The organism is Treponema ruminis (assembly GCF_014201975.1).
In the GTDB taxonomy this organism is placed as follows: Bacteria; Spirochaetota; Spirochaetia; order Treponematales; family Treponemataceae; genus Treponema_D; species Treponema_D ruminis.
In genome coordinates this window covers 459,854-485,071 of sequence record NZ_JACHFQ010000001.1, presented here as the reverse complement: position 1 = coordinate 485,071, position 25,218 = coordinate 459,854, and the positions used below count along the sequence as shown (strand labels likewise).

The window sequence follows — 25,218 nt, the reverse complement described above, 5'->3', positions numbered from 1 at the left end:
AGATTCTGAAAAGAGTTTGTACGCTTTTTTTTGGTGAAAAATATAGGAGCGTAAAATATGGAGACGATTTGGAGCAAAACTTTGATGCCAGGTGACAGATGGTCTGGTTCAATCGGGAAAGGAAAAATCATCAGATTTACGGCGATGGGCGATGGTGCGAATTTGGCTATGCTCATGTACAACTTTTACAATCTTTCTGAGCACTATAACGCCCCTGACACGATGAAAGCTCAGCACACATTTTTCCTTACAAAAGGACATGCGATTATCAGCGATATGGGGCGGGCTCTTGCAAGCATTGTTGATGATACCTGCGGCTGGCATGATTCAATTACAGGCTATACCACACGGGAACAAACAGATGCAAAATATGGAAAGACAACCTATCAGGAACAGGGCAATTCATATCTGAAATCCGGGCAGCAGAATTTCATAAATGAGCTTACAAAAAACGGAATGAGCAAAAGGGATTTGATGCCGCCAGTTAATTTCTTTTCGAAAATTGATGCGGATGAAAAAGGAAATATGATTTTCTGTCCTGATAACTGCAAAAAAGAAATGACAGTCGCAATTCGAACAGAAATGGATGTTTACATAGTTCTTTCAAATACACCGAATCCGATGGATCCTTCGACAACTTATCCGTCTGTTCCGATTCAGATTGATATTTCAAACGCAAATCCTGTGGATTCAACTGATTTTTGTGTCTGTTCTTCAAAATATACGCGGCGGGCATTTGAGAACACTTGGGAATACAACCTGCTTTTAGGCAAGTAAGTGGAGGTAGGATATGTCAATTTCATTTGAAAAGGTTGAGAGTAAAAGAAATATAAAAGATGCAATTTACACAGAGGTGATTCCTGCCGGTCTTGGATATATGAAGCCGCTTTACAAAGGTCAGACTTTGAGAATCGAAGACACTCACGGTAATCAGGGACTGGATTTTTTGTGCTATGACCTTCACAACCCGGAAGATCATTACAGTTCGACTCAAACTATCTGCCGGCAAAAGAACATTTACATAAATGTGGGAACAACTTTAGTCACGGAAAGCGGAAAAGAACTTTTGAAAATCACGGCTGATACCTGCACTTGTCAGGACACCTTGGGCGGAGCATGTGCCTGTGAGAGCAATACAGTCCGATATGGCCATCACACGCTTCACATGCGGACTTGCCGGGATACATTCCTTGAGTGCATTTCGGAATTTGCAGGCCAATACAGCAAGGTAGATCTTGTTCCGAATGTGAATATTTTTGCCCAGATTCTAAAGCTTCCAGACAATACATTTGAGTTTTTGGACGGCATTTCAGCACCTGGTTCTTACATTGAATTTGAGGCATTGAATGACACCATGATTTTAATATCGAATTGCCCGCAGATTAATAATCCATGCAGTGGTTTCGCACCTACAACAAATCAGATTTATATTTTTGATAAATAAAACTGGAGGTAAAAATATGAAGATGGTAAAAGCAGTGGTCAGGCCAGAAAAAGCGGCTGAGGTTTTGGAAGCCTTGAACAAGGACGGATTTGTCGCCGCTTCCCGAATCAGCATTCTTGGCCGGGGACGTCAGAGAGGTCTTAAAGTCGGAGATATTATTTACGACGAAATCCCGAAAGAGATGATTATGATTGTCATTGAAGACGAAGACCTTGAGAAAGTCGAAAAAATCATTATTGAATCGGCACGCACCTCAAAAACTGGAGCTTTTGGTGACGGAAAGATTTTTGTGCTTCCTGTCGAGCGGGCTGTAACAATCAGCACTGGCGAAGAAAAGCTGTAAGGGCCAGAAAACGGGGGCTTTATGAAGCAAGTAATAATTATTATCCGTACGAATAAGTATTTTCAGACACGCGAAGCATTGGTCAAGCAGAATTTTGGCTCAATCAGCGAAAAGGAAATCATCGGGCGCGGAAAAGTACCAGGTCATTACACGGCAGTAACGGGAGAAGAAAGTCATGCGAATTATTCTTTCTCTGCCAAACGAATGATAGAAATGTATGTCCGTGACGAAGATGTTGACCGCCTGATAAAGGTCGTTCTGGAAATAAATAAAACTGGAACTACTGGCGACGGAAAGATTTTTGTTCTGCCAGCAGAAACTGCAATCCGAATTCGCACTGGTGAAGACGGAATAAATGCAATTATGTAAAACCTGGAGGTATTTTTATGAGAACGAATGTTTTTAAGATTGGATCTTTGATTTTTGCTTCAATTTTAACTGTTATAACTTTGATGGGCTGCAATAAGTCAAAAAAAGAAAGCGCGGCAGGTGACAAAAAGAAAACTTATACTGTGGCGACTTCGGCTTACCCTGCTTTTTATCTTTTGTATATTGCACAGGAAGAAGGATTTTACAAAAAGGAAGGCCTTGATGTAAATGTTGTTTATTTCCCGGTCTATTCGGATTCCGTTATGGCATTCTCGACAGGTCAGGCCGATGCGATTGGAATTGCTATGCCGGACACTATTGCCCCATATATCAGTGGAGTTCCGATTGAAGCGATTGCCATGCTTGATAACTCGAACGGTGCGGACGGAATTGTCGGAAGAGAAGGAATTTCAAGCCTCGCGGATTTAAAAGGCAAATCAATTGCTACTGAGTACGGTACGATTGAACATTTCTTCCTCGCAAAACGCCTTGAATCTGCCGGCCTCACAATGGACGACATCAAGTTTGTTAATCTTTCGATTGCCGATTCAGGCCCGGCTTTTCTTGCGAATACAGTCGATGCGGCTTCCTTGTGGGAACCAACTCTGAGCGAATCTTTGGCTCGTCCTGGATGCACGCTGCTTACAAGCTCCGAGGATACTCCAGGACTGATTGCGGATGTTTTTGCAGTAAACAAAAATATGCCTGAAGCAGATAAAATCGCCTTCGTAAAGGCCTTGTATGATTCGCTGGATTTTTATTACAAGAATCCTAAGAAAGCAATTTCAGATATGGCCCGCTGTGCCGAAATCCCGGAAGAAGAAATGTGGGTTTCTATGAGCGGTTCCAAGCTTTTCAGCCCGAAGGAAGCGTATGAAACAATGTCATCGAAAGCTCAGGAGTATACGGCTCTTGCTTACGATGTTCAGGAAGTTGCGAACTTTCTTTATTCAATAAAAATGATTGAGTCTTGCCCTGATGTGAGCGGAATTATCAATCCTGAGCCTGCAAAAAAAGTTCTTGATGAAATCGGAGACTTCCCGGTACCAGACACTAAGAAGTATTAACAAGCTTGCAATTCAAAGAGGAGGCTTAAATTGAAAGTTTTCCGAATAAGAAAAAATATAAGCAAGAGAGTTTATCTTTCGATAGCGATAGTATCTTTTGTTTTGCTGATTGCGCTGTGGCAGATGTGCTGTAGCTTTAAATGGGTGAATCCGATTTTCTTGCCTTCGCCAGTGAAAGTCATACAGTCAATTTACAATGATTTTACAAGCGGTGCTATCTGGTCGGATATGTACATCAGCTGCTACCGAATCTTCATGGGATTCATTTATGCGACTGTTCTGGGAGTTGTTCTTGGAATCCTTGCTGGTTGTTATAAGCCGTTTGAGGCTTTTATTCAGCCTATGGTCGAATTCCTGCGCTATCTTCCAGTTCCGGCATTTGTTCCGCTTATCATGGTGTGGGTCGGAATCGATGAATCTGCTAAAATCGCCGTCATTTTTATCGGAACTTTATTTCAGCTGATTCCTATGGTTGCAGATGACATACGAAGCGTTCCTGATGATTATGTGAATGCCGCTTACACGCTTGGAGCACGGCGGCGCACGGTAATTTTCAAAATCTTGATTCCAGGAATGATGCCGCGCTTGTTTGAGACTTTAAGAATGATGATGGGCTGGGCCTGGACTTATCTTGTTGTCGCGGAACTTGTAGCCGCAAATTCTGGATTGGGTTACAAGATTCTGAAGGCGCAGAGGTATTTGAAGACTGGCACGATTTTTGAAGGAATTATTGTAATCGGACTTCTGGGACTTATTCTTGACCGGGTTTTTGGTCTCATCGGAAAGAAACTCTTTAAGTGGGCGGAAGGAGGCACGAAATGATTTTCAGGAAGAATAAAATTTCAGATTCAGAGAATAATCAGCCGATTGAGGCCCGTGTCGCAAACAGCAAGATATATGGAAAAGGCGTCACAAAGATTTACACTGATTCTAAAAAGAAAACACTTGCGATCGATCATGTGAATTTTGATGTCCTTGAGAATGAATTTGTTTCGATTGTCGGCCCGTCAGGTTGTGGTAAGTCAACGCTTCTTAAGATGATAGGCGGACTTGATGATATTTCGGAAGGTTCAATTATTCTTGATAACCGAAAACTTGACGGTCCGGGAAAAGACCGGGGCATGGTTTTTCAGGGATATTCGCTTTTTCCCTGGATGACTGTTGAAGAAAATATCCGCTTCGGCTTGAAACTGAAGAAACTCCCGAAAGACGAGCAGGATAAAATCATTGACAAGTATCTTGAAATCATCGGGCTCACTCAGTTCAAAAAAAGTCTTCCGAAAGAGCTTTCCGGAGGAATGAAGCAGCGTGTTGCAATTGCCAGGGCACTTGCGAATCAGCCGGAAGTTCTCTTAATGGACGAACCTTTTGGTGCGCTTGATCCTCATACAAAATCGATAATGCAGCAGCTTATGCGGAAAATCTGGCAGGACGAGCATCCGACAATAATCTTCGTAACGCATGATATTGAAGAGGCTGTTTTCCTTTCCACAAGGATTTTCGTAATGAGTGCGAGACCGGGACGCATCATGGCCGAAATCCCGATTTACCTTCCTTATGAAAGGACTTTGGACTTGAAAGATACGCCAGAATTTATCGAAATCAGAAAAAAAATCAACAACATGCTTCATCCATCAGATGAAAATGATATTGGAGAATAATTATGGTCAAAAAGGTAATGATAGCGAACCGCGGAGCTATTGCGGTCAGAATTGAAAGAACTCTCAAAAAGATGGGCATTACTTCCGTTGCGATTTATTCGCAGGCAGATCAGGACAGCCTTCATGTAAATAATGCCGATGAAGCATATTTTCTTGGAGACGGAAAAGTTTCTGACACATATTTGAATACAGATCTGATTCTTAAAATTGCGAAAGAACATGGAGTTGATGCGATTCACCCTGGTTACGGATTTTTGAGTGAAAACGCTGATTTTGCGCGAATTTGTGAGCAGAATGGAATAAAGTTCATCGGTCCGACTCCAGAGCAAATGAAAATGTTCGGCCTTAAGCACAGTGCCCGCGAAATTGCAAAAAAGGCAAAAGTTCCCATGCTTGAAGGAACTCCCCTGCTTTCGGGCGCAGACGAAGCTGTAAAAGCCGCAGAGAATTTCGGTTATCCGGTAATTTTAAAAAGTACGGCGGGCGGCGGCGGAATCGGAATGAAAGTCTGTTATTCAGAAGAAGAACTTAGAGCCGCTTATGATGCCTGTACTCACCTTGCGAAAGCTAATTTTTCTAACGCAGGCGTTTTTCTTGAGAAATATCTTGAAAAAGCAAGGCATATTGAAGTTCAGATTTTTGGAAATGAATATGGGGAAGTTGCTGCTCTTGCAGAACGCGATTGTTCGGTTCAGCGTCGAAATCAAAAAGTCATGGAAGAATGTCCGGCTTACGGGATTTCCGAAGAAACAAGAAAGGCTCTTAAAGATGCCGCAAAACGTCTTGCAGTTGAAGTTGGTTATCGTTCAGCTGGTACAGTAGAATTCCTTTATGATGTTAAATCTCAGGGATTTTATTTCCTCGAAGTAAATACTCGTCTTCAAGTTGAGCACGGAGTTACGGAGGAAGTTCTTGGAATTGATCTCGTTGAGTGGATGGTTCGTGAGGCTTCTGGTGAGCTTAAGAATCTTGATTCACTTTACGGAAAAACAAATGGAGTTAGTATTCAGACCCGAATTTATGCTGAAGACGGAAAAAGAAATTTCGCCACAAGTGCAGGAAAGTTAGACACAGTAATTTTCTCAAAAGATGCCCGAATTGAAACATGGATTAAGGATGCTGTGGTTGTCTCACCGAACTACGATCCTATGCTTGCGAAAATTATTGTCCACGCAGATGACAGAAAGAGCGCGATTGCAAAAATGACAAAAGTTCTTGAGGAAACAAAGATTTACGGTATCACTACAAATATCGATTACCTTCATTCCTTCCTCCAGACAAAGCCTTATCTTGAAGGCAATCTTTTTACACACATGCTGGATGATTTTACATATTCCGAAAATACGGTTGAAGTTCTTGACGGTGGACTTCAGACGACAGTTCAGGATTATCCGGGACGATTAAAATACTGGGATATCGGAGTTCCACCGAGCGGAGCAATGGATAATTTCAGTTTTCGTCTGGCAAACATTATTCTTGGAAACTCAGCTGGACTTCCGGGGCTTGAATTTACGCTCAAAGGCGGAAAGTACAAATTCCGTGCGGACATGACAATTTGTTTGACTGGCTGCGATATGTCTCCGACTCTGGATGATTTGGAAATCCCAATGTATAAGCCTGTTTCTGTAAAAGAAGGACAAATTCTTGCGCTTTCAAAAGCAAAATCTGGTTTACGCGCATACATGGCTGTAAAAGGCGGACTTGATGTTCCGGAGTATCTGGGTTCGGCATCGACATTTGCACTGGGCGGATTTGGTGGACATTCAGGACGAGTTCTCAGGACAGGTGATATTCTTCATGTCAAAAAAGATACAAGCCCTCTTCCAAATATAACAGTTGATTCTTCATATCTTTCAACGGCAAATGAAATTTCTGTTGTTCCGGGACCACACTGTACAAAAGAATTCCTAAAACCAGAATTTATGGAACAGCTTTCTGAAACGGAATGGGAAGTTCACTTTAACTCGGACAGGACAGGCGTTCGTCTTATCGGCCCGAGTCCTGCATGGGCCCGCGAAGATGGCGGTGAGGCTGGACTTCATCCATCGAATGTTCACGATACGGCTTATGCGGTCGGCACAATCGATATGACAGGTGATATGCCGATTATTCTTGGTCCTGACGGCCCTTCTCTCGGAGGATTTGTATGTCCTGCAACAATTCCTTCTGGTGAGCTTTGGAAACAGGGACAGCTTGCCCCAGGAAGCAAAGTCCGCTTCAATTATATCACGATTGAAACTGCCGAAAAAATCCGTAAGGCTCAGGAAGATTATCTTGCCTCGCTTGCCAGCGGAAAATCAGAGAAACTTGAAGAAGTTCCCCGCGGAGATAAGATTGAGCAAACTTATCCTGTGCTCAAGAAAATTGAGCTTGACGGAAAAGACAAGCTTGTAATCCGTTGTGCTGGTGACGAATATGTGCTTGTAGAATATGGCGAGATGGAAATTGAAATGCGCCTCAGAATCCGGGTAAACGCATTGAAGCAGTCTATAATCGCCGAAAAAAATATTCCTCTGATTGACGCAACACCGGGAATTCGCTCTCTCCAGGTTCATATCGATTCGACGAAAATGAGCATTTTTGAACTAGCAGATATTATAGTAAAACTGGACAGCCAGATTGGAGATTTAAGCAAATTCCGCGTGAAGAGCCGAAAAATCAAGCTTCCTTTGAGCTGGCATGACCCGCAGACAATTCTTGCTATGAACCGCTACAAGGACAATGTTCGTCCGAACGCTCCGTGGTGCCCTGACAATATTGAATTTATCCGGCGTATTAACGGAATGAATTCAATTGAAGACGTAAAGGATTTGATTTTCAACGAAACTTATATCGTAATGGGATTGGGAGATGTTTATCTGGGTGCTCCAGTTTGTATTCCTCTGGATCCTCGGCATCGTCTTGTTACGACAAAATACAATCCTGCGCGAACCTGGACTCCAGAGAATGCAGTCGGAATCGGCGGAGCTTATCTTGGAATTTACGGTATGGAAGGTCCTGGCGGATATCAGCTTTTCGGGCGTACGATTCAGACATGGAATCCGAAGGGTGCAACAAAGTCATTTAGGGAAGGTAAACCCTGGCTTCTGGACTTCTTCGATCAGATTCAGTTCTATCCGGTTTCTGCAGAAGAACTTTTGAAAATTCGCGAAGATTTTCTCCGTGGCCGCTATGAAGTTGAAATCGAGGAAACATACTTTGATTATGGTGAATATGAAAAGTTCCTTGAATCAATCAAAGAAGAAACAAAAATCGCGAAAGCTCATCAGGTCGCTTCTTTTGAGGCAGAAAAACAAATGTGGAAAGAAAAAGGACTTGATAAATTTGAGGCTCACCACAATGCCGAGACTGAAACTGCAGCAGTTCCAGAGGGTGCAACTGAAGTCTTTTCAAATATGCCGGGCAGCGTATGGAAAATTCTTAAGAGTGAAGGAGATTCTGTAAAAAAAGGCGAAGCAATTATCATTGAAGAATCAATGAAGATGGAAACAGCTCAGCTTGCCCCTTGTGACGGAAAAATCGTGGGAATTTACGTAAAACCTTCGCAGGAAGTGTTCAGCGGACAGATTCTCGCAGCAATTAAGTAGCAGGGAGATAAAAATTCAAACTAAAGTTCTATTGTAAAAACTGACTTTTCATTGTTCTTTCAGTTCTAAAAGACCTGTAAGTTTGCTATACTCTAGTCGAATATTCGACAAAGAAGCCGGAAAATTATCGTGTGCAGCATGGTAAAGTTTCCGGCTTTTTTTATGGAGTTTTATGCTGACTGAAAATGAATGGAACATGATTAATAATATCTTGTTGGAACTGTATACGCTCAAAGAGATAGATGTTCTTATCAAAAAAGTCTTCAATGTTTTGAGAATACTTATTCCGTTTTCTAAGGGATTCTTTATAAGTTTGGATGAGAACCAGGAAATTCAGGCTTCGGACTCTTATTTTCTTGGTTTTGATGAAAAAATTTCTGATAAATACATAAATGATTTTTATACATTGGACTATCTGAAATACTTATATGATTTTTGTCAGGAAACTTCGGTTTTTCAGGATTCAGCGATTCTTGCGGACGAAATAAGAAAAAAGAACGATTTTTACAGAAAGTTTTTGCTTCCGTCGGATATTCCTTACGGGGCTGGAATTCTGCTCATTAAAAACCGGAAAATAATCGGGGTTTTCAATTTTTTTAGAAGTACAGTCCTGGGCGATTTTTCCCAAAAAGATATTTACATTCTGAATCTCTTAAAACGCCATATAGAAAATCTGATTTATTCAAATATAAATGACGCAACACAGAAAATTTTTATGGATGAATCGTGGGAAGAAATCAAAAAAACATACAATTTTTCTGACCGTGAAGCAGAAATCCTCCAGTTAATTGCTGAAGGAAAAAGCAACGCCGACATTTGCGACATCCTGTATGTAAGTCTCTCGACAGTAAAAAAACATGTCTACAACATCTTCAACAAAACCGGCGTCAATTCCCGAACCCAACTGCTGAGTTTGATTTATTCAAGCTAGAATGGGGGAAGGGGATTTCGTTAGATTAAATCTTCATCATCAGAAAAACCGAAAAAGGAGAAAACTTGTTCATGTGTACTTAAAGGAAAGCTTCTTTGCAAATAAGAATTTTTCATTTTGATAAGATGTGTCATGATTTGTCCTTCTAATTAAACAGAGTAATACCATTTAAGATTATATTATAATTTTTAAATCTGTAGAACACAATCTTTATGTGTATGTAAAACTTTCCGCCCCGCTATGGAGTGGTGGCGTAAGCCAGTCGGGAGCGGAGCGGACGACCGAGGGTGACCGAGCCACGGAACAGCGGCAGCTGGTTGAATGGCGCCTAATTAAAAAGTTTAGCTTATATCGGATTTTTATTTTTCCTTCTGGGTGGTATAAATTTTAGGATTTCTTAAAATAATATTATAATCTGGGCGATTGGAAAATACAATAAATTTTTTCTTATTACTGTTTAAGTATAAATTTTACCTAAAAACAAGTTTTATAAATTGAATGACCGTTTGATAATTTTTATATGGGCGAGAAATCAGAGAAAGTATCAATTTCTGTACTTTTTGGGCAGAATGTCAAAAAATACCGCAAGCAGGCGGGGCTTACTCAGGAACAGCTTTCGGAGCAGCTTGGTGTGTCTCAAAAGCATCTTTCTATTATCGAGACGGGCGCGCAGTTTGCTTCGGCTTCTCTTATCGGGCGGATTTCGGAGGTGCTTAAGGTTTCTCCGGCTGATTTGTTTGGTGGTTCCAGCGATGAGGTTTTGAACGAGATTAAGTTTATGCGCGAGACTATTGTTTCCATGCTGATGAACGGTATCATGGGGGAATTTGCGACTTTGGATTCTACAATGGACGATATTAAACGTTTACTTGGAAAACTTACATCCAGTTGATTGCGCCCTTATTTTTTGATAGATTCAGAGAATGTTTATTGAGAAATCTTTAGAGCAGAGGGCGGAATCCCGCCAGTTTTTTAAGTCGCTTTTTACTATTGTTGGGCCGATTGCGCTTCAGAATTTGATTTCTGCGGCGGTTGGTTCGGCTGATGTCGTGATGCTCGGCTATGTCGGGCAGGATGCGATTGCGGCGGTAAATCTTGCTTCTTATATTCAGTTCATTTTGTTCCTGTTTTTCATTGGTCTTTCTTCGGGCGTCGTGATGTTGGCGGCTCAGTATTGGGGCAAAAAGGACACTTATTCAATCGAGACAATTTTTGGAATCGGCACTAAGATTTCTGCGGCGATTGGCTTTGTTTTTGCGGCTGGCGCATTGTTTGTGCCGGAGCTTCTGATGAAGATTTTTACGAACGAGGAAAAGCTGATTGTCATCGGTTCTGAATATTTGCGCGTTGTGGGCGTAAGTTTCGTGATTCTTGCTTTTTCGCAGATTTATCAGGCTGTTTTGAAGAGTATTGAGCGGGTCAAGCAGGTTACGGCGATTACTACGGCTGCTCTTTTGCTGAATATCGGTCTGAACGCGGTTTTCATTTTCGGCCTTTTTGGTGCTCCAAAGATGGGCGTTAAGGGCGTTGCGCTTGCGACTACGATTTCACGCGTGATTGAGCTTATGCTTTGCGTGGTGATTTGTGCGCGCGTCAGGGAAATTCATTTTTCGGTTGGCACTTTGTTCCGAAAAAACACAATACTATTGAAGGATTTTATTAAATATTCTGTTCCTGCGATTGGAAACGAGGCTGTCTGGGGCGCCGGCTGGTCGATGTACGCCGTGATTATGGGGCATCTTGGCTCTGATTTGGTTGCGGCGAATTCTGTTGTAAGCGTCGTGCGAAATTTGGCGAGCGTTCTTTGCTTTGGGATGGCTTACGGTGGCGCGATTTTGCTCGGAAAGCAGATTGGTGCCAATCAGATGGAGCTTGCAGGCCGCAATGCTTCGCGGCTTGTGAAGAGCACGATTTTGGCAGGATTTGTGGGAGCGGTCCTTTTGGGCTTGTGTCGCCCGATTCTTTTCAGGATTGCTGACCTGAACGAGCAGGCTTCGTATTTCCTCACTCCCCTTCTCTACATCAACTGCGTGTCGCTTTTTGGTGCTGCGATTAACACTGTTCTGATTTGCGGTGTTTTCCGTGCGGGCGGTGACGCAAAATGGGGCTTGATTCTGGACAGTCTTGCGATGTGGACCGTTTCCGTTCCGATTGGCTTTGTGTGCGCATTCGCCTTCCATCTTCCGCCGCTTGTTGTTTATCTGATTTTGTATGTAGATGAATGGGAAAAGATGATTTTCAACGTGATTCACTACAAGAGCAAAAAGTGGATGAAAAATATCACGCGGGAATTTTAAATTCCTCTAGCATAAAATCCCATTCTTTGATATTATATGATTTCAGTATGAAAACGATGGTGATTACTGACATGAAAATTCTCAAAAAAATTGAGTGCGGTATTCATTTTTATTATTGATTTCTAAGGCGAAATTCTTTTTTAAGGGTTTCGCCTTTTTTATTTTGGTTTTAATAGGAGTAAATATAAAAATGGCAAAACGAGAAGACATCAACAAAGTTTTGATTATCGGTTCGGGACCGATTGTGATTGGTCAGGCTTGTGAGTTTGACTATTCGGGAACTCAGGCTTGTAAGGCTTTGCGCGAACAGGGATACAAGATTGTATTGGTAAACTCTAACCCGGCTACTATTATGACTGACCCGGTTATGGCAGACAGCACGTATATTGAGCCGCTGAATGTTGAGCGTCTTTCTCAGATTATTGAAAAGGAACGTCCTGATGCGCTGCTTCCTAACCTTGGTGGTCAGACTGGTTTGAACATGGCTATGGAATTGAACAAGGCCGGCGTTCTTGATAAGTACGGTGTAAAGGTTATTGGTGTAAACCTTGATGCTATTGAGCGCGGTGAGGACCGTGAGATTTTCAAGGAGACTATGAAGGGGCTTGGAATCGACACTCCTCGCTCGGGAATCTGTCACACTGTTGAAGGAGCCGAAAAGATTGCTGAAGAAATCGGCTTCCCTCTGGTTGTTCGTCCTGCTTACACTATGGGCGGTCAGGGAGGCGGTTTCTGCTACAATGTTGAAGAGCTGCGCACTATTGTTTCGAACGGTCTTGATTTGTCGATGACTCATCAGTGTTTGATTGAGGAATCTATTCTTGGTTGGGAAGAGCTTGAAGTTGAAGTTGTCCGCGATGCTAAGAATCAGATGATTGCAATCTGTTTCATCGAAAACATTGATGCTGTTGGTGTTCATACCGGTGACTCTTTCTGTTCTGCTCCATTTATGACTATTGATAAGGAACTTGAAGAAAGACTTAAGAGAGACGCATTTAAGATTGTTGAATCTATCGGCGTTATTGGTGGTACTAACGTTCAGTTTGCTCATAATCCTAAGACTGGTCGTGTTGTTATTATTGAGATTAACCCACGTACATCTCGTTCTTCAGCCCTTGCTTCTAAGGCAACTGGTTTCCCTATCGCTTTGATTTCTGCAAAGCTTGCTTCTGGTATGACTTTGGATGAAATTCCTTACTGGCGTGATGGTACTCTTGAAAAATATACTCCGGGTGGAGCTCCTGATGGAGACTACGTTGTACTTAAGTTTGCACGCTGGGCATTTGAAAAGTTCCGCGGTGTTGAAGACTCGCTCGGTACTTCTATGAAGGCCGTTGGTGAAGTTATGTCTATTGGTAAGACTTTCAAAGAGACTTTCCAGAAGGCTATCCGCGGTTTGGAAAATGGCCGCTCGGGTCTTGGTTTTGCTAAGGACTTTAATAGAAAATCTGCTGATGAACTTTGCGAAATGCTCAAGACTGCTTCAAGCGAAAGATACTTCCAGTTGTACGAGGCTATTCGTAAGGGTGTTCCTCTTGAGAAGCTCCATGAGATTACATACGTTAAGATGTACTTCCTTGAGCAGATGAAAGAGCTTGTTGATTTGGAAGAAGAAATGCTTAAGAACCCTGGACGTGTTCCGGAAGATAAGCTTTTGATTCAGGCTAAGAAAGACGGATTCAGCGATAAGTATCTTTCTAAGATTCTTAAGGTCAGCGAAAAAGACATCCGCAACCGCAGAAAGGAACTCGGTGTAAAAGAAGCATGGCTTGCTGTTCCAGTATCTGGCGTTGAAAATGCTAACTACTACTATTCTACATATAATGCTGAAGACAAATCAGTTGCAACTGACAACAAGAAGAAGATTATGATTTTGGGCGGTGGTCCAAACAGAATCGGTCAGGGAATCGAGTTCGACTACTGCTGCTGTCATGCGGCTATGCAGCTCAAAGAAATGGGATACGAGACAATCATCGTTAACTGTAACCCAGAGACTGTTTCTACAGACTACGACACATCTGACAAACTTTACTTTGAGCCTGTCACAACAGAGGATGTTCTTCAGATTTACGAAAAAGAAAAGCCGTTCGGTGTTATCGTACAGTTCGGTGGCCAGACTCCACTTAACATTGCCCGCGAGCTTCAGGAGAACGGTGTAAATATCTTGGGAACAAGCATCGACTCAATCGACATCGCTGAAGACCGCGACCTCTTCCGCCACATGATGGAAAAATTGGAAATCCCAATGCCAGAAAGCGGAATGGCAATCGATTTCAACGAGGCTAAGGCTTGTGCAGACAAAATCGGCTACCCAATCATGATTCGTCCTTCTTTCGTTCTTGGCGGACGCGGAATGGAAGTAATTTATGATGAAGCTACTTTGAAGGAATACGTTGAAAAGGCTGTTGGTGTAACTCCTGACCGCCCACTTTTGATCGACCGCTTCCTTAAGAATGCTCTTGAGTGTGAAGCTGATGCTTTGGCTGATTCAACACACGTTTATATCCCGGCTGTAATGGAGCACGTTGAGCTTGCAGGTATTCACTCTGGTGACTCGGCTTGTGTAATCCCTCCAGTATCGATTCCAGCTGATAACCTCAAGACAATCAAAGAATATACAAAGAAGATTGCAGAAAGCCTCCATGTTTGCGGTTTGATGAACATGCAGTACGCAATTGAAAACGGAAAGGTTTATGTAATTGAAGCTAACCCACGTGCTTCTCGTACAGTTCCTCTCGTATCAAAAGTTTGTGATACACAGATGGCTAGATTGGCAACTCGTATGATGTTGGGCGAGTCTTTGGAAAGCCTCGGCCTCAAAGACAAGAAGATTCCTTACTACGGAGCAAAAGAAGCTGTTCTTCCATGGAACCGCTTCCCAGGAGTAGACCCAATCCTCGGACCAGAAATGCGTTCTACAGGTGAGGTTCTCGGACTCGCTGAAAACTTCCCACTTGCCTTCTACAAGGCACAGGAAGCAGCCGGCTCAGAGCTTCCACACGCACCAGCTGCATGGGAAAACAAGAAAGTTTTGATTTCTCTTTCAAACAAAGAGGGTCAGAAAGAAGAAGTTCTTACAATCGGTAAGACTTTGAAAGACCTCGGCTTCACACTTGTAGGAACTCAGGGAACTGCAGACTTCTACAACTCAAACGGAATCAAGTGCGACGTTGTAAACAAGATCGGTGCCGGCCGCCCAGACGTTGTCGACATGATTATGAACAAGGAAGTTTGCCTCGTAATCAACACTCCAAAAGCTAAACGCAACTACGCAGAGGATCGTAAGACTATCCGCAAGATGTGTTTGAAGTACAAGGTTTCTTACATTACTACAATTGCCGGCGCTCTTGCTGCTGTTAAGGGTATCGAGAGTGTTAAGAACGGTAATGGTGGAGAGGGTGGAGTTAAGTCTCTGCAGGAATATCACAGATTGATTAAATAACAAAAGCAATAACTGTCATCCTCGGGCTTGCCCGGGGAACTTTTGAGCGCCAGTTCTGACTTCGGTCGGGGCTGGCGTTTTTTTCAGCCCCCGTCCTTAGAATTCGTAGTAAACACCGCGTTGGACGAAGCCTGAGAATCCGTCTTTTTCTGGGCTTACTTCCTGCATTTTTTTGTTGTAGTGGTAGAGTGACATTTTAGCCCGGACTTCCTGGGGGAAGAGTTTTAGCTGCTCATAGGAAGCGTGGACTCCGACTGAATAGCCGCTGACGTCGCAATCGTGGAAAATATGCTCGATTTTAGGGAAGTGCTCGAGCAGGAAATTGATTTGCTCCGGGTTGTACTGGGTGTCGCCGGTAAAGAGAATCCTGTCATCAAAAATAATTCCGTAGGAAAGCTGGGAATCTTTGAAGGAAGTTGCCCTGGTTGTGATGTGTCGTGTGCGGAATAATTTGAGGTTTATTGAGCCGATGTTTGCCTCGAACATTTCAAAGGGCTTTGTCTGGATTTTTTTGATTGGAAGCTCTGAAAAATAATCGTTGAAGGTCATTTTTCCGTTTTCGCTGTACTGAATTCCGCCTTTTAGTGATTCATTCCACAGTTTTTTCTTGAAAATTTTGGGAATTACGATGTTGACCGGGTGTTTTGAAATGTAATAGGCCGACAGGGCAAGTTCTTCCATGCCGCCGATATGATCTGCATGTGGATGCGTTAAAACAAGATTCTTGATTTTGGAAAGTTTGGCATTGTATTCTTTTTCGAGGATATAGGGGCAAAGGGTGCCGCAATCGACAAGGACATGACTCTCGCCTTTTACTACCAAAAGATTTGACTGAAAATATGTTTTTTGGAAAGCATTTCCCGCTCCCAAAAAGAAGAAGGAAAGCTTTCCGTCATTTGTAAATTCAAGCTGATTTGAAAACTCTTTCGTTGTCATGACGCAAATATTATATCATAATTTTGCGAGCTTGGTACACAGAAATTTATTTCTTTCCTGTTTTAACACCAGCTTTTTCAAGAGTAATCTTGCTGTTGATTTTGTCGTCATACATGAGCTGAACGCTGACTGCAGCAACCGGCTTTGCAACAACCTTGTATTTGAGAGAGCCTTCGTATACTTTTCCAGCCTTGATGTCCTTAATCTGTTCCTGCTGGTCAGAGATTGGTGTCCACCATTTTGCAGCCTGTGAGTTGTCGATAACCATCATTGCAAGATAAGGAAGGTCAACGTTGCTGGTGAATTTATAGAAAACTTCGATTGTGTCGCCAGGATTTGGCATGTCTTTTGAGAAGAAATTTGTGAAGATTGGCGGATTTTCGTTCTGGTAGTTTGAGCCATACGGATTCTTGACGATTTTAACGACTTTGCCGTTAGAAGTGTCGCCCAAATCGATGACATAATTTTTTTCAGCAAAAAGCGAACCCAAGAACAATGCAGAAACTGCGACCATTAAAAACAATTTTTTCATGTTAACTCCTTTTTTGTTTTTGTCTTTACAATAATTTTACCACTGATTTTCAAATTAGCTAGAAAAAAATAAAATTTTTAATCAGAACAAAAAGAGCTGCTCGTCGCGGAAAGATTTCTGTCTGGCGTTTTTAACTAAGTCGTCCTCTTTTGAGTCTCCGAGAAGGAAAGATGACTGGGGATTATGAAGGGCGTAGTTTTTTGCGACAAGTTTGGCATCGTAATTTGCGTAGCAGTATTTGCAGAGATGGGGGCATGAATTGTAAGCGCCGATATCGTTTGTGGGCAGGCAGAGGCAGTGCTTACGGAGCAGGGAAACTCCGATTTTTGGAAGAAGATGGATTCCCGCGGCCTTTTCGACAGTTTCCCTTGAAACGCAGGCGCCTGGTTCCACGCCGCATGAAGTTAAGTCGATTTTTTCGGCGCAGGACTCGATTTTGATTCCGTTTTCAAAGGCGATTCTTGATAGCGAAGAAGCGAGGAATTTCTGGTCATTTTCGGAAACTTCCTTTACGCCGGGGAAATTCTTTTTGGTCTTTTGATATAAATCGATAAAACTGATGATGCAGCGGTCGGTCGAATCACGGAGCTTTTCTGCCATGGCGCGGAAGGCTTTTATATGGAAGGAAACTGAATATTTTTCGTTGATGAAAATTGGATCGTAGCGCCAGCAAACCCGGTCTTTTCCAAGTGCCTTGCTCAGCTCGATAAAGGAATCCATCACGGCGGATTTTTCGGGAACGTTGGGCTCGATGTCCTTTTCGTAGGGAGTTATCGTCACATGAAAATACATGCCGATTCCCCTTGATTTTAGTTCGTCGAGATAAGGCAGAATGGGAGCCGGGTTTTTCGTGCAGAAAATGAAGCAGTCAACGAGGTCGCGGGTGAGCTTGTATCTGGAAACGTGCTCGCCGTAGTAAGGATTGCGTACGTCGACAAAGCCCGCGCGAACTCGGTTCATGAACCACTCAGAGTAAAAAGCCGGAATGTCAGTGCGCCCGCTAGCGAAAATCAGCATGGGGAGATTATAACAAAAAAGCCGGCTTCCATAAAGGATAACCGGTTGTTAAAAACGTTACAGCGTTACTCCGTCTTTGAAAATCGCGATTTCGCGGTAGCCGTTCTTTTCGTTCTTGGTGACGGTTCGGCCAGAAACGATGTCGATAATCTGCTGCAAGAGTGCGTCGCGGACAGAATCGCTTGGCTCGTCAAGGAGGCGGGCTGCGTCAAAGTCAATCCAGCCGCGTTTGTTCTGTGCGAGCGGGTGATTTGTTGCGATTTTGACTGTCGGAACTGGGGCTCCGAGCGGAGTTCCCCGTCCTGTTGAGAAGAGGATGATGTTTGCGCCGGCAGCAGTCATGTCTGTTGTTGAAACGATGTCGTTGCCCGGTCCTTCAAGCAAAGTGAGTCCTGTAACGTTCTGAGGGAGACGCTCGCCGTACTTCAAGACGCCTGTGACAGGAGCTTTTCCGCCCTTCTGAACACAGCCCAAAGACTTGTCTTCCAGAGTTGTGATTCCGCCTGCCTTGTTTCCCGGTGAAGGATTTTCGTAGCAGACCTGGTTGTGGCGTGAGTAGTAGCCTTTAAATCCGTTAATCAGTTTTACGGTTTTGTCGAAGCGCTCTTTGTCAACGCAGCGGTTCATGAGCATCTGCTCGGCACCGAACATCTCCGGAACTTCAGTGAGCATTACGCGGCCACCCATTCCAGTCATTGCGTCACAGATTCGGCCAATCAATGCGTTTGCAGTGATTCCGCTCATTCCGTCTGAGCCGCCGCACTTCATTCCAAGAACGATGTCTGTGAGTGGAGCTTCTTCGCGCTGGAATTTTCCTGCGTATTCAGCAAGTTCGGTCAAAAGCTTCTTGCCTTCTTCCATTTCGTCCTCAAACTGCTGAGTGACCATGAATTTTACGCGGTTTTCGTCGTATTCGCCCAAAAATTCCTTGAAATATGGAACGTTGTTTTCTTCGCAGCCGAGTGAAACGACCAGAACGCCGCCCGCATTCGGATGATGAACCAAATCAGCAAGGATTTTTGCAGTTGTTTCCTTGTCACCGCCCATCTGAGAGCAGCCGTAAGGATGAGTCCATGTGAAAAATCCTTCGACACCGCCCTTTTCGCTCGGTTTTGGCTCTCCGGCGCAGAATTTTGCGTTTGCCCACATTGCGAGGTTTTCAGAAATCTTGTTTACGCAGCCGACGAGAGGCACGATCCAGATTTCGTTTCGGCTTCCAACCCGGCCGTCAGCGCGCTTGTAGACGTTTACGCTTGGAACATTTGCGCGAAGTTTTTCAGTTTCCTTGTACCATGCATCGTAAGCAGCCTTAGCCCTGGCCTCGTCGTAAGTGTATTCGAGTTCGCCCGAAAGAAGGGTGTGGATGTTGTGTGTGTGTACGTGCTTGCCTTCCGCAATATCCTCGGTCGCTTCACCAATCGGATAACCGTATTTGATTACCGGCTCGCCTTTTTTAATCTGGCGGATTGCAAATTTATGTCCTGCGGTGATGTCTTCCTGCAAAGTTACAGTGACTTCCGGAACATTGTCCATTGCCTCAAGAGTAACCTGAGTGCCTTTTGTAAGCGGTTCGAGTGCAACGGCAACGACATCCGCTGAATTTATTCTAATTGCGATTTTGCTCATTTTGTACCTCGCTGAATCGTTCATGCTTGGGTTTAACCCTGATACCATTATTATTGAAGGGAATCAAAATGTATATGTAAAAAAAAGACGGGAATTTATACAAAGAAGGGTGAGCAGGAAACTAAGGGCGCTACCCTTCGGGTCGCTACGTCCGCACTTCCGCTGCCGCTCCATTGCCACGCAGGTTTCGACTCCGCTCAACCAGCGCGGCAACGCTTCGCGGTGCTACCATCGCTAGCGCAAACCAGCCCATGATGATTGTGGAGAGTTAAACACGCTTTTTGTGTTTCCCTGAGAAACGATTTTTCCCCCCTCGTCTCCGGCTTTTTCTCCAAAATCAACTATATAGTCAGCAACTGCTGCAATAAATTCAGGATTATGTTCAACCATGATTATGGTTTCACCATTTTTTTGCAGTTCAAGAATAATTTTTTTGAATTTATCAATATCAGTTTCATTTAGACCGGATGTTGGCTCATCGAGAATATACAGATTTCCTGCATTAGATTTAGAACCTAAAGCCCTTGCAAGTTTTATTCGCTGTGACTCGCCACCAGAAAGATTCATTGAAAACTGGCCAAGTTTAATGTAGCCAAGCCCTATATTTTTCATACAAAGAATTTTTTCATATATTTCCTTATGTTCAACAAACAAGTCCGCTATTCCATCAATTGGAGAATCCAGGATTTCTGAAATATTTTTTCCTTTATATTGAACCTGTAAAATCTGACTAGAAAATCTTTTTCCTCCACAAACAGGGCAAACAATATAACTGTCTGGCAAATACTTTAATTCTATCTTTTGCATTCCTGTTCCTAAACAACATTCACATCTTCCTGAGTTGACATTTATGCTGAAATTTCCACTGCCCAAGCCCCTGCGTTTTGCAGATTCTGTCTGTGCAAAAATTTCTCTTATTTCATCATAAATTTCAAGATAAGAAACAACTGTTGAGCGAGGGGTTTTTCCAATTGGCTTTTGGTTTACAAAATAACTCTTTTTTATTTTTTTAGATCCATCAAAATAATCACAATGAACATTTTCTTTTGAATCAAAGCATTCCTGCACTACAGATATTAAAGTGGATTTTCCAGAACCCGAAACGCCGGTTATGCAGGTAATTCCTTGAATCGGAAAACTGACATTTTGATTTTTTATGTTTCTGAAAGTGATGTTTTTCAGTTCAAAGAAGTTTGAAAAAGCTTTTTCTTCTTTGAACGAAAGAATATATTTATTTGTAGAAGGCTTTTTACCTTCTGAAATAATGTAACCGCCTTCAGGTCCTCCAACTGGGCCCAATTCAATTATATTTTCTGCCTGGGAAATATATTGCTTGTTATGCTCAATGGCAATAACCGTATTCCCTTTTTTGACAAGATTCCTTGTGGCATTGATAATATTATCAACATTTTTCCAGTGAAGTCCTTTACAGGGTTCATCAAGTATGTAGATTATATCTTTCAGAGGACAATTAAGCTGATTTGCTATTCGTACCCGTTGTGTCTCTCCTCCTGATAAAGAAGGAATGTTCCTTGCAGCCGTTAAATATCCAACATTCAGTGTCAACAGCAAAGCTACCCTTTGCTCAATCTGTTTTAAAAGAGGATTTACAGCTTCTGACAAACTGCCAGCCTTATATTCATCAAATACTTTTGAGAGCCAATTATTTAAGTCAAAAAAAGAAATCGACTCTACTTCTGCAATGCTCTTCCCGCAAATTTTAAATTTTTCATTGTCATCGTTAAATCTACTTCCCTGACAGGCTGAACATTTTTGTTTTATCAGGTATTTTTTGATTCCGGCAAATGTTGAAGGTGTTTCAATGTCACTCAGTTTTTCTTTTAATTCTGTTACGGCACCTTTTGAACGAATGTCTTTTTGCCTGTAACGGCCTTTTATATTCTTAAAACTCAAATGAAAGACTGTTTCTTCTTCCCGATATAAAAGATTGTGAAGTTCGTCAGTCGATAACTCGTCAATTTGCTTTTCAACATCAATATTGTATTTTTCACATATCGCCATGAGCAACTTATGCTCTAATGATGCTTTTGTTCCTTTGTAGTATAAAATACCGCCATCTTTTAATTTCCGTGTCTTATCAGGAATCAGAAGTTTTTCAGATACGGCAAACTCTTCCCCGAGACCTTTACAAACAGGACAGAAATTATCAGGATTATTTGAAGAAAAAAAATTCTCCGTAAGTTTTTCCTTGAATTCAAAAGAAAGAATCAATGCAAACAAAGAACGCAGATAATGAGAAATATCTGAAACTGTTCCAACTGTAGATCTGGGGTTAAAATTATAATAATTTTGTGAGACATTAAATGCTGGACGAAGATTTTCAATAGACTCAACTTTTGGTTTTCCCATTAGTTTTTGTCCGAACATATTGCCGGACATGCTTTCTAAAAATGCTCTCTGGCTTTCCGCATAAATCGTATCATAAACGAGAGAAGACTTTCCGCATCCCGATACACCTGTAACGCAATTAAATGTCTGCAAGGGGATTGAAAGAGAAATATGTTTTAAATTATTTTCAGAAGCATCAGTAATTATAATACTTTCCTTGTTTTCCACACCATTCACAGTCCTTTCTCCTTTCGAAATTTTTATATTTTATATTCATGGAAAAAATGTCAAATTCTCCCCGCCTGTTTATATTGGAAGGCATGGCACACTTTGAAAGAATTTTTATTGCTTCCATTCCAACCATACTTGCAATAATTGAACACATGGGGCCAAAACTTCCGACTTTTCGATTTTCAACCATCAATTTTTTTACTCTTGTCCTGTCAATAGTGTTTTCTTCGTCCAAAGTCTTTTGAAAACACTTAACGCAAGCTGTTTTATTTGGAATTACAGTTTGACCGATTAACGATAAATGCTGGTTATAACCGCCGCCAACAATATGTGGAATATTGTGTTCCATGCAATATTCACCTATCCAGAGTGATGTTGAATCCACATTCGGCTTATCAGCACAATTTATAATCAAGTCTATCTTGTAGCCATTAAGTGAAGGTAATTTTTCATTTGTCAGAAATTCTTTTATCTTGGTTATGCGAATATCACTTTCATATTGCAACAGAAATTTCTCCATAACATCCACTTTACTTTTTCCTATATCCATTTCTGAATAACCAAACTGCCTGTGAATATTTGAGGCCTCAACTTTGTCAGCATCCATCAAGATAAGATTTTTTACACCGGACTGAACAAGATTACAGGAAACCCAGGAACCTACAGCTCCAAGGCCGATTACGAGAACTGTAGAATTTCGCAGGTTATCCCAGAATTCAACGAGATTTTTGTGACTGGCGGCATAGTCTCCCAGTAAGTTTATTACACGTCGATACGATTCATAATCTGAAAAATCATTTTTTGGTTCAATAAAGGAAAGCAAGCCTCTCTCACTGAGAAAGTTTAAAAAAGATTCCAGTGAAGATTTTTCAATATTATACTCCTTTGAAAGTTCTTCAATGCTTTTTATGCCATCAAGATGATTCACCAAGTCAAAAATTGTATCATTTCCCACTTTTATTTTTATGGATGAGCGGGTATTTGTTTTGTAAAATTCCAAAATTGAAGAAGTTAATTTTACAACCGAAACAGTTGCACTAAGTTTTGGTTTCATTACACGCTCCTTCTTCCACAAATCGGACAGTCAGGATTTCTTTTTATACTTAAATAGGTTAATTCCATATCCTTAAAAAGAAATTCGCCACGGATCTTAAAATTTTTCTTCAAATCTACTATTCCGGTTATGTATTTTACGATTTCGATTGCAGCGTATGAAGCTGAGAACAGTGATTGCATGGAAGTTCCCCCAATTTCGTACATACGTTTTGCCACCGGATGTTTAGCAGGTTTCCAGTTTTTAAGGCTTTCTTTGAAATATCCAGCGTAACATTCTACACAGGGAGTCACATAAGGAATTATCAGTTCACCCGTGCTGGAAAGATGAGCATCAAAACCTCCTGCGATAAAATGCGGAATTCTATATTTCATACATACCCTGGATATTTTTGATGATGTGTATCCAATGTAAGGCTCATCCAGAGTATTTACGATAAAATCTTTTCCCTGGATAAGATTTTCAATATCATCAGCAGGTTTTAAGCTTGAATTTATAATTTCTACAGAAATTTGTTTATCAATGGACTCTAGAAACTCCTTTAGTGCTTGGGTTTTGTTTTTCCCCAGTTTTTCCTTTGAAAAATATAAATGCCGGGAAAGGTCTGATTCATCTACAGTATCAAAATCAAAGATAGTTATGTTTCTTACACCTGCCATGGCAAGTTCAATGGCAATATTACCACCGATAGCTCCACAGCCAAAAACAAGAACTTTTGCGTCGAAGAGTTTTTTTTGTGCGCGAAGAGCTTTTTCATAATCATCAAAAAATTCAGCAAAATAGTTTATCTGTCGTGAAAATCTGTCCAAATCGGCGATTTCCAGAATATCCGAATTAATGACTTCAGAAATGATTTTATTTTTTAGCAGCAAGCCTATTACTTTTTCAACCGATTCTCCTGTTATACCATATGATTTTTCCATGAGTTCCTTCAATTGTGCAACTTTTCTCTTCCCATCAATTTTTTCAAGCAGACAAATCATTTCATTGTTTATTAGGAAATTTTTCCTTCGCCGGGAATTCATAAAAAAAGCCGTCAGGTATTTTTCATCAGTAAGGAATAAATCAACAGAATCCTTTATCTTGTATATTTTTGAGTCTATTGAATCAATCAAAGTCATTAATGTGCTCCCGAATCGATAAAATATCATCAGAATTTGTTACAATCAGAGAATCAATCAATTGAATTCCTAGCATTCTTGCAAGATTTCCAATGGATTTTGTTGTACTTATGTCATTTGCGGTAATTTCTAAAACTCCGCTTGGGTGATTGTGTGCGACTATTATTTTTGAAGCATTTGATACAAGTGCCGTTTTTATAATTTGAGCGACAGGAATATTTACATTTTCAATATTTCCGATGGCCACATTTGAGTAATTTATAATTTTATTTGTGAAGTCAAGACACAGCAATCCTGCATATTCTATGTTGCAGGAACCGATTTCTTTTTGAAAGATTCTGCCGGCGGATGCAACACCATAAACATGAGCGTTTTCTATGTCAAAATCTGCAGAATATTTTTTTACAATTTCGAGTTGAACAATATCTATCTTCATAAAAATAAAGGCTGTCTGACAAGAAGACAGCCACAATTGAAAAAGTAATTTTAGTATTGAATTATACCGCCAGAAACTTCAAGGAATTTTCCCCACTCGGCTTCTGTGGCAACGTAATCATCTCTTGTACAGACTCTTGTGCAGCAGTCCGAAACATCCCCCGAGCAACCTGCGGTGTAATCCGCAAACATTTTTTCTTCAGAAATTTCTTCGAATTGAAGTTCCATATCTGTTCTCCTTAAAATTTGCACTTTATTTGTGTTGTGTTAATTTTCTAAAAATAAACTCAAGCACTGTTTAATATTTTAAATCAATACGAAAACATTGTCAATAAATTAAATTTTTACCCGCATAGGAATTAAGATTTTAATAAAGTAAATTATGTCTTTTTGGAAAAATGTTGAGAATGAATTGGAATATCAGAATATCAGCAGAAAAGAACTTGCAAACCAAGTCGGATTTGCAGTAAGTGGAATTTCTCTTGGACTTACGAATAATAGTGTTCCAAGTGCTGATGTTGCCGTTCGCATAGCAGAAGTTCTCAATGTTACGGTGGAATATCTTGTGACAGGAAAAACCAATGAAAAGACAGAACTAACTCCTCAATTGAATCAACTTTTTTCAAATATATTACATCTAGATGAGTATGATTTAGAAACTGTTTGTTTATTAGTTCAGCGAATTAAAAAAAAACAAAGTGATGAAAAATCTGTCTGATACGAATCCTTTGCTTAATACAAGGCGTTTAATTGTATCTCTGGCTGATTTTCGCTAT

The 25,218-nt window shown here is 41.4% G+C and carries 22 protein-coding genes; 13 read left to right on the top strand and 9 right to left on the bottom strand.

Features of this window, described 5'->3' with window-relative positions; all coding sequences use genetic code 11:
* Positions 1-57 precede the first annotated feature (57 nt).
* The 12 genes from HNP76_RS01955 to carB all read left to right on the top strand — a co-directional run bounded on the left by HNP76_RS01955 (position 58) and on the right by carB (position 15,141).
* The gene (locus HNP76_RS01955) at positions 58-777 is read left to right on the top strand and encodes an urea amidolyase associated protein UAAP1 (RefSeq protein ID WP_184656918.1); all 720 of its coding nucleotides are present in this window, start codon (positions 58-60) and stop codon (positions 775-777) included.
* A 13-nt stretch (positions 778-790) separates the two neighbouring features.
* Complete coding sequence (locus HNP76_RS01950; protein WP_184656916.1) at positions 791-1,444, top strand: DUF1989 domain-containing protein; 654 nt, start codon at positions 791-793, stop codon at positions 1,442-1,444.
* 16 nt (positions 1,445-1,460) lie between these two features.
* Positions 1,461-1,787, top strand: coding sequence for a P-II family nitrogen regulator (locus HNP76_RS01945; protein ID WP_184656914.1), 327 nt, complete (start codon positions 1,461-1,463; stop codon positions 1,785-1,787).
* A 21-nt stretch (positions 1,788-1,808) separates the two neighbouring features.
* On the top strand, positions 1,809-2,156 hold the full coding sequence (locus HNP76_RS01940) for a P-II family nitrogen regulator (RefSeq protein WP_184656913.1): 348 nt from the start codon (positions 1,809-1,811) through the stop codon (positions 2,154-2,156).
* A 17-nt stretch (positions 2,157-2,173) separates the two neighbouring features.
* A complete protein-coding gene (locus HNP76_RS01935; RefSeq protein ID WP_184656911.1) occupies positions 2,174-3,223 on the top strand; it encodes an ABC transporter substrate-binding protein in 1,050 nt (349 codons plus the stop codon).
* A gap of 171 nt (positions 3,224-3,394) precedes the next feature.
* Positions 3,395-4,045, top strand: coding sequence for an ABC transporter permease (locus tag HNP76_RS01930; RefSeq protein WP_246462658.1), 651 nt, complete (start codon positions 3,395-3,397; stop codon positions 4,043-4,045).
* Positions 4,042-4,884: an ABC transporter ATP-binding protein gene (locus HNP76_RS01925; RefSeq protein WP_184656909.1), complete on the top strand. Its 843-nt coding sequence runs from the start codon at positions 4,042-4,044 to the stop codon at positions 4,882-4,884. The genes HNP76_RS01930 and HNP76_RS01925 overlap by 4 nt, the downstream gene beginning before the upstream one ends.
* Before the next feature lie 2 nt (positions 4,885-4,886).
* Positions 4,887-8,471, top strand: coding sequence for an urea carboxylase (gene uca / locus HNP76_RS01920; RefSeq protein WP_184656907.1), 3,585 nt, complete (start codon positions 4,887-4,889; stop codon positions 8,469-8,471).
* Between the two features lie 172 nt (positions 8,472-8,643).
* Positions 8,644-9,402: a response regulator transcription factor gene (locus HNP76_RS01915; protein ID WP_184656905.1), complete on the top strand. Its 759-nt coding sequence runs from the start codon at positions 8,644-8,646 to the stop codon at positions 9,400-9,402.
* 520 nt (positions 9,403-9,922) lie between these two features.
* Positions 9,923-10,294 (top strand): helix-turn-helix domain-containing protein, encoded by a 372-nt coding sequence (locus HNP76_RS01910; RefSeq protein WP_184656903.1) that lies wholly within the window; start codon positions 9,923-9,925, stop codon positions 10,292-10,294.
* A gap of 31 nt (positions 10,295-10,325) precedes the next feature.
* Positions 10,326-11,699 (top strand): MATE family efflux transporter, encoded by a 1,374-nt coding sequence (locus HNP76_RS01905; protein WP_184656901.1) that lies wholly within the window; start codon positions 10,326-10,328, stop codon positions 11,697-11,699.
* 190 nt (positions 11,700-11,889) lie between these two features.
* The gene (gene carB / locus HNP76_RS01900; RefSeq protein ID WP_184656899.1) at positions 11,890-15,141 is read left to right on the top strand and encodes a carbamoyl-phosphate synthase large subunit; all 3,252 of its coding nucleotides are present in this window, start codon (positions 11,890-11,892) and stop codon (positions 15,139-15,141) included.
* Positions 15,142-15,237: 96 nt separating this feature from the next.
* On the opposite strand, the gene HNP76_RS01895 is transcribed toward carB, so the two are convergent.
* The 9 genes from HNP76_RS01895 to HNP76_RS01855 form a co-directional block, all read right to left on the bottom strand.
* Entirely contained in the window at positions 15,238-16,077 is an 840-nt protein-coding gene (locus tag HNP76_RS01895; protein ID WP_184656897.1) for an MBL fold metallo-hydrolase, read from the bottom strand.
* 46 nt (positions 16,078-16,123) lie between these two features.
* The gene (locus tag HNP76_RS01890; RefSeq protein ID WP_184656895.1) at positions 16,124-16,609 is read right to left on the bottom strand and encodes a hypothetical protein; all 486 of its coding nucleotides are present in this window, start codon (positions 16,607-16,609) and stop codon (positions 16,124-16,126) included.
* An 81-nt stretch (positions 16,610-16,690) separates the two neighbouring features.
* A complete protein-coding gene (locus HNP76_RS01885) occupies positions 16,691-17,626 on the bottom strand; it encodes a DUF1848 domain-containing protein (RefSeq protein WP_184656893.1) in 936 nt (311 codons plus the stop codon).
* A 57-nt stretch (positions 17,627-17,683) separates the two neighbouring features.
* The gene (locus HNP76_RS01880; RefSeq protein WP_184656891.1) at positions 17,684-19,252 is read right to left on the bottom strand and encodes a UxaA family hydrolase; all 1,569 of its coding nucleotides are present in this window, start codon (positions 19,250-19,252) and stop codon (positions 17,684-17,686) included.
* Between the two features lie 234 nt (positions 19,253-19,486).
* Entirely contained in the window at positions 19,487-21,838 is a 2,352-nt protein-coding gene (locus tag HNP76_RS01875) for an ATP-binding cassette domain-containing protein (RefSeq protein ID WP_221301043.1), read from the bottom strand.
* Positions 21,798-22,886, bottom strand: coding sequence for a HesA/MoeB/ThiF family protein (locus tag HNP76_RS01870; protein ID WP_184656889.1), 1,089 nt, complete (start codon positions 22,884-22,886; stop codon positions 21,798-21,800). Before HNP76_RS01870 ends, HNP76_RS01875 begins: the two co-directional genes overlap by 41 nt.
* Positions 22,886-24,007: a HesA/MoeB/ThiF family protein gene (locus HNP76_RS01865; protein WP_184656887.1), complete on the bottom strand. Its 1,122-nt coding sequence runs from the start codon at positions 24,005-24,007 to the stop codon at positions 22,886-22,888. Before HNP76_RS01865 ends, HNP76_RS01870 begins: the two co-directional genes overlap by 1 nt.
* Complete coding sequence (locus tag HNP76_RS01860) at positions 23,994-24,443, bottom strand: JAB domain-containing protein (RefSeq protein ID WP_184656885.1); 450 nt, start codon at positions 24,441-24,443, stop codon at positions 23,994-23,996. The genes HNP76_RS01865 and HNP76_RS01860 overlap by 14 nt, the downstream gene beginning before the upstream one ends.
* Before the next feature lie 50 nt (positions 24,444-24,493).
* Positions 24,494-24,670, bottom strand: a complete 177-nt coding sequence (locus tag HNP76_RS01855; RefSeq protein ID WP_184656883.1) for a hypothetical protein — start codon at positions 24,668-24,670, stop codon at positions 24,494-24,496.
* A gap of 154 nt (positions 24,671-24,824) precedes the next feature.
* On the opposite strand from HNP76_RS01855, the gene HNP76_RS01850 reads away from it, so the two are divergent.
* Positions 24,825-25,160, top strand: a complete 336-nt coding sequence (locus tag HNP76_RS01850; RefSeq protein WP_184656881.1) for a helix-turn-helix domain-containing protein — start codon at positions 24,825-24,827, stop codon at positions 25,158-25,160.
* Positions 25,161-25,218: the final 58 nt, after the last annotated feature.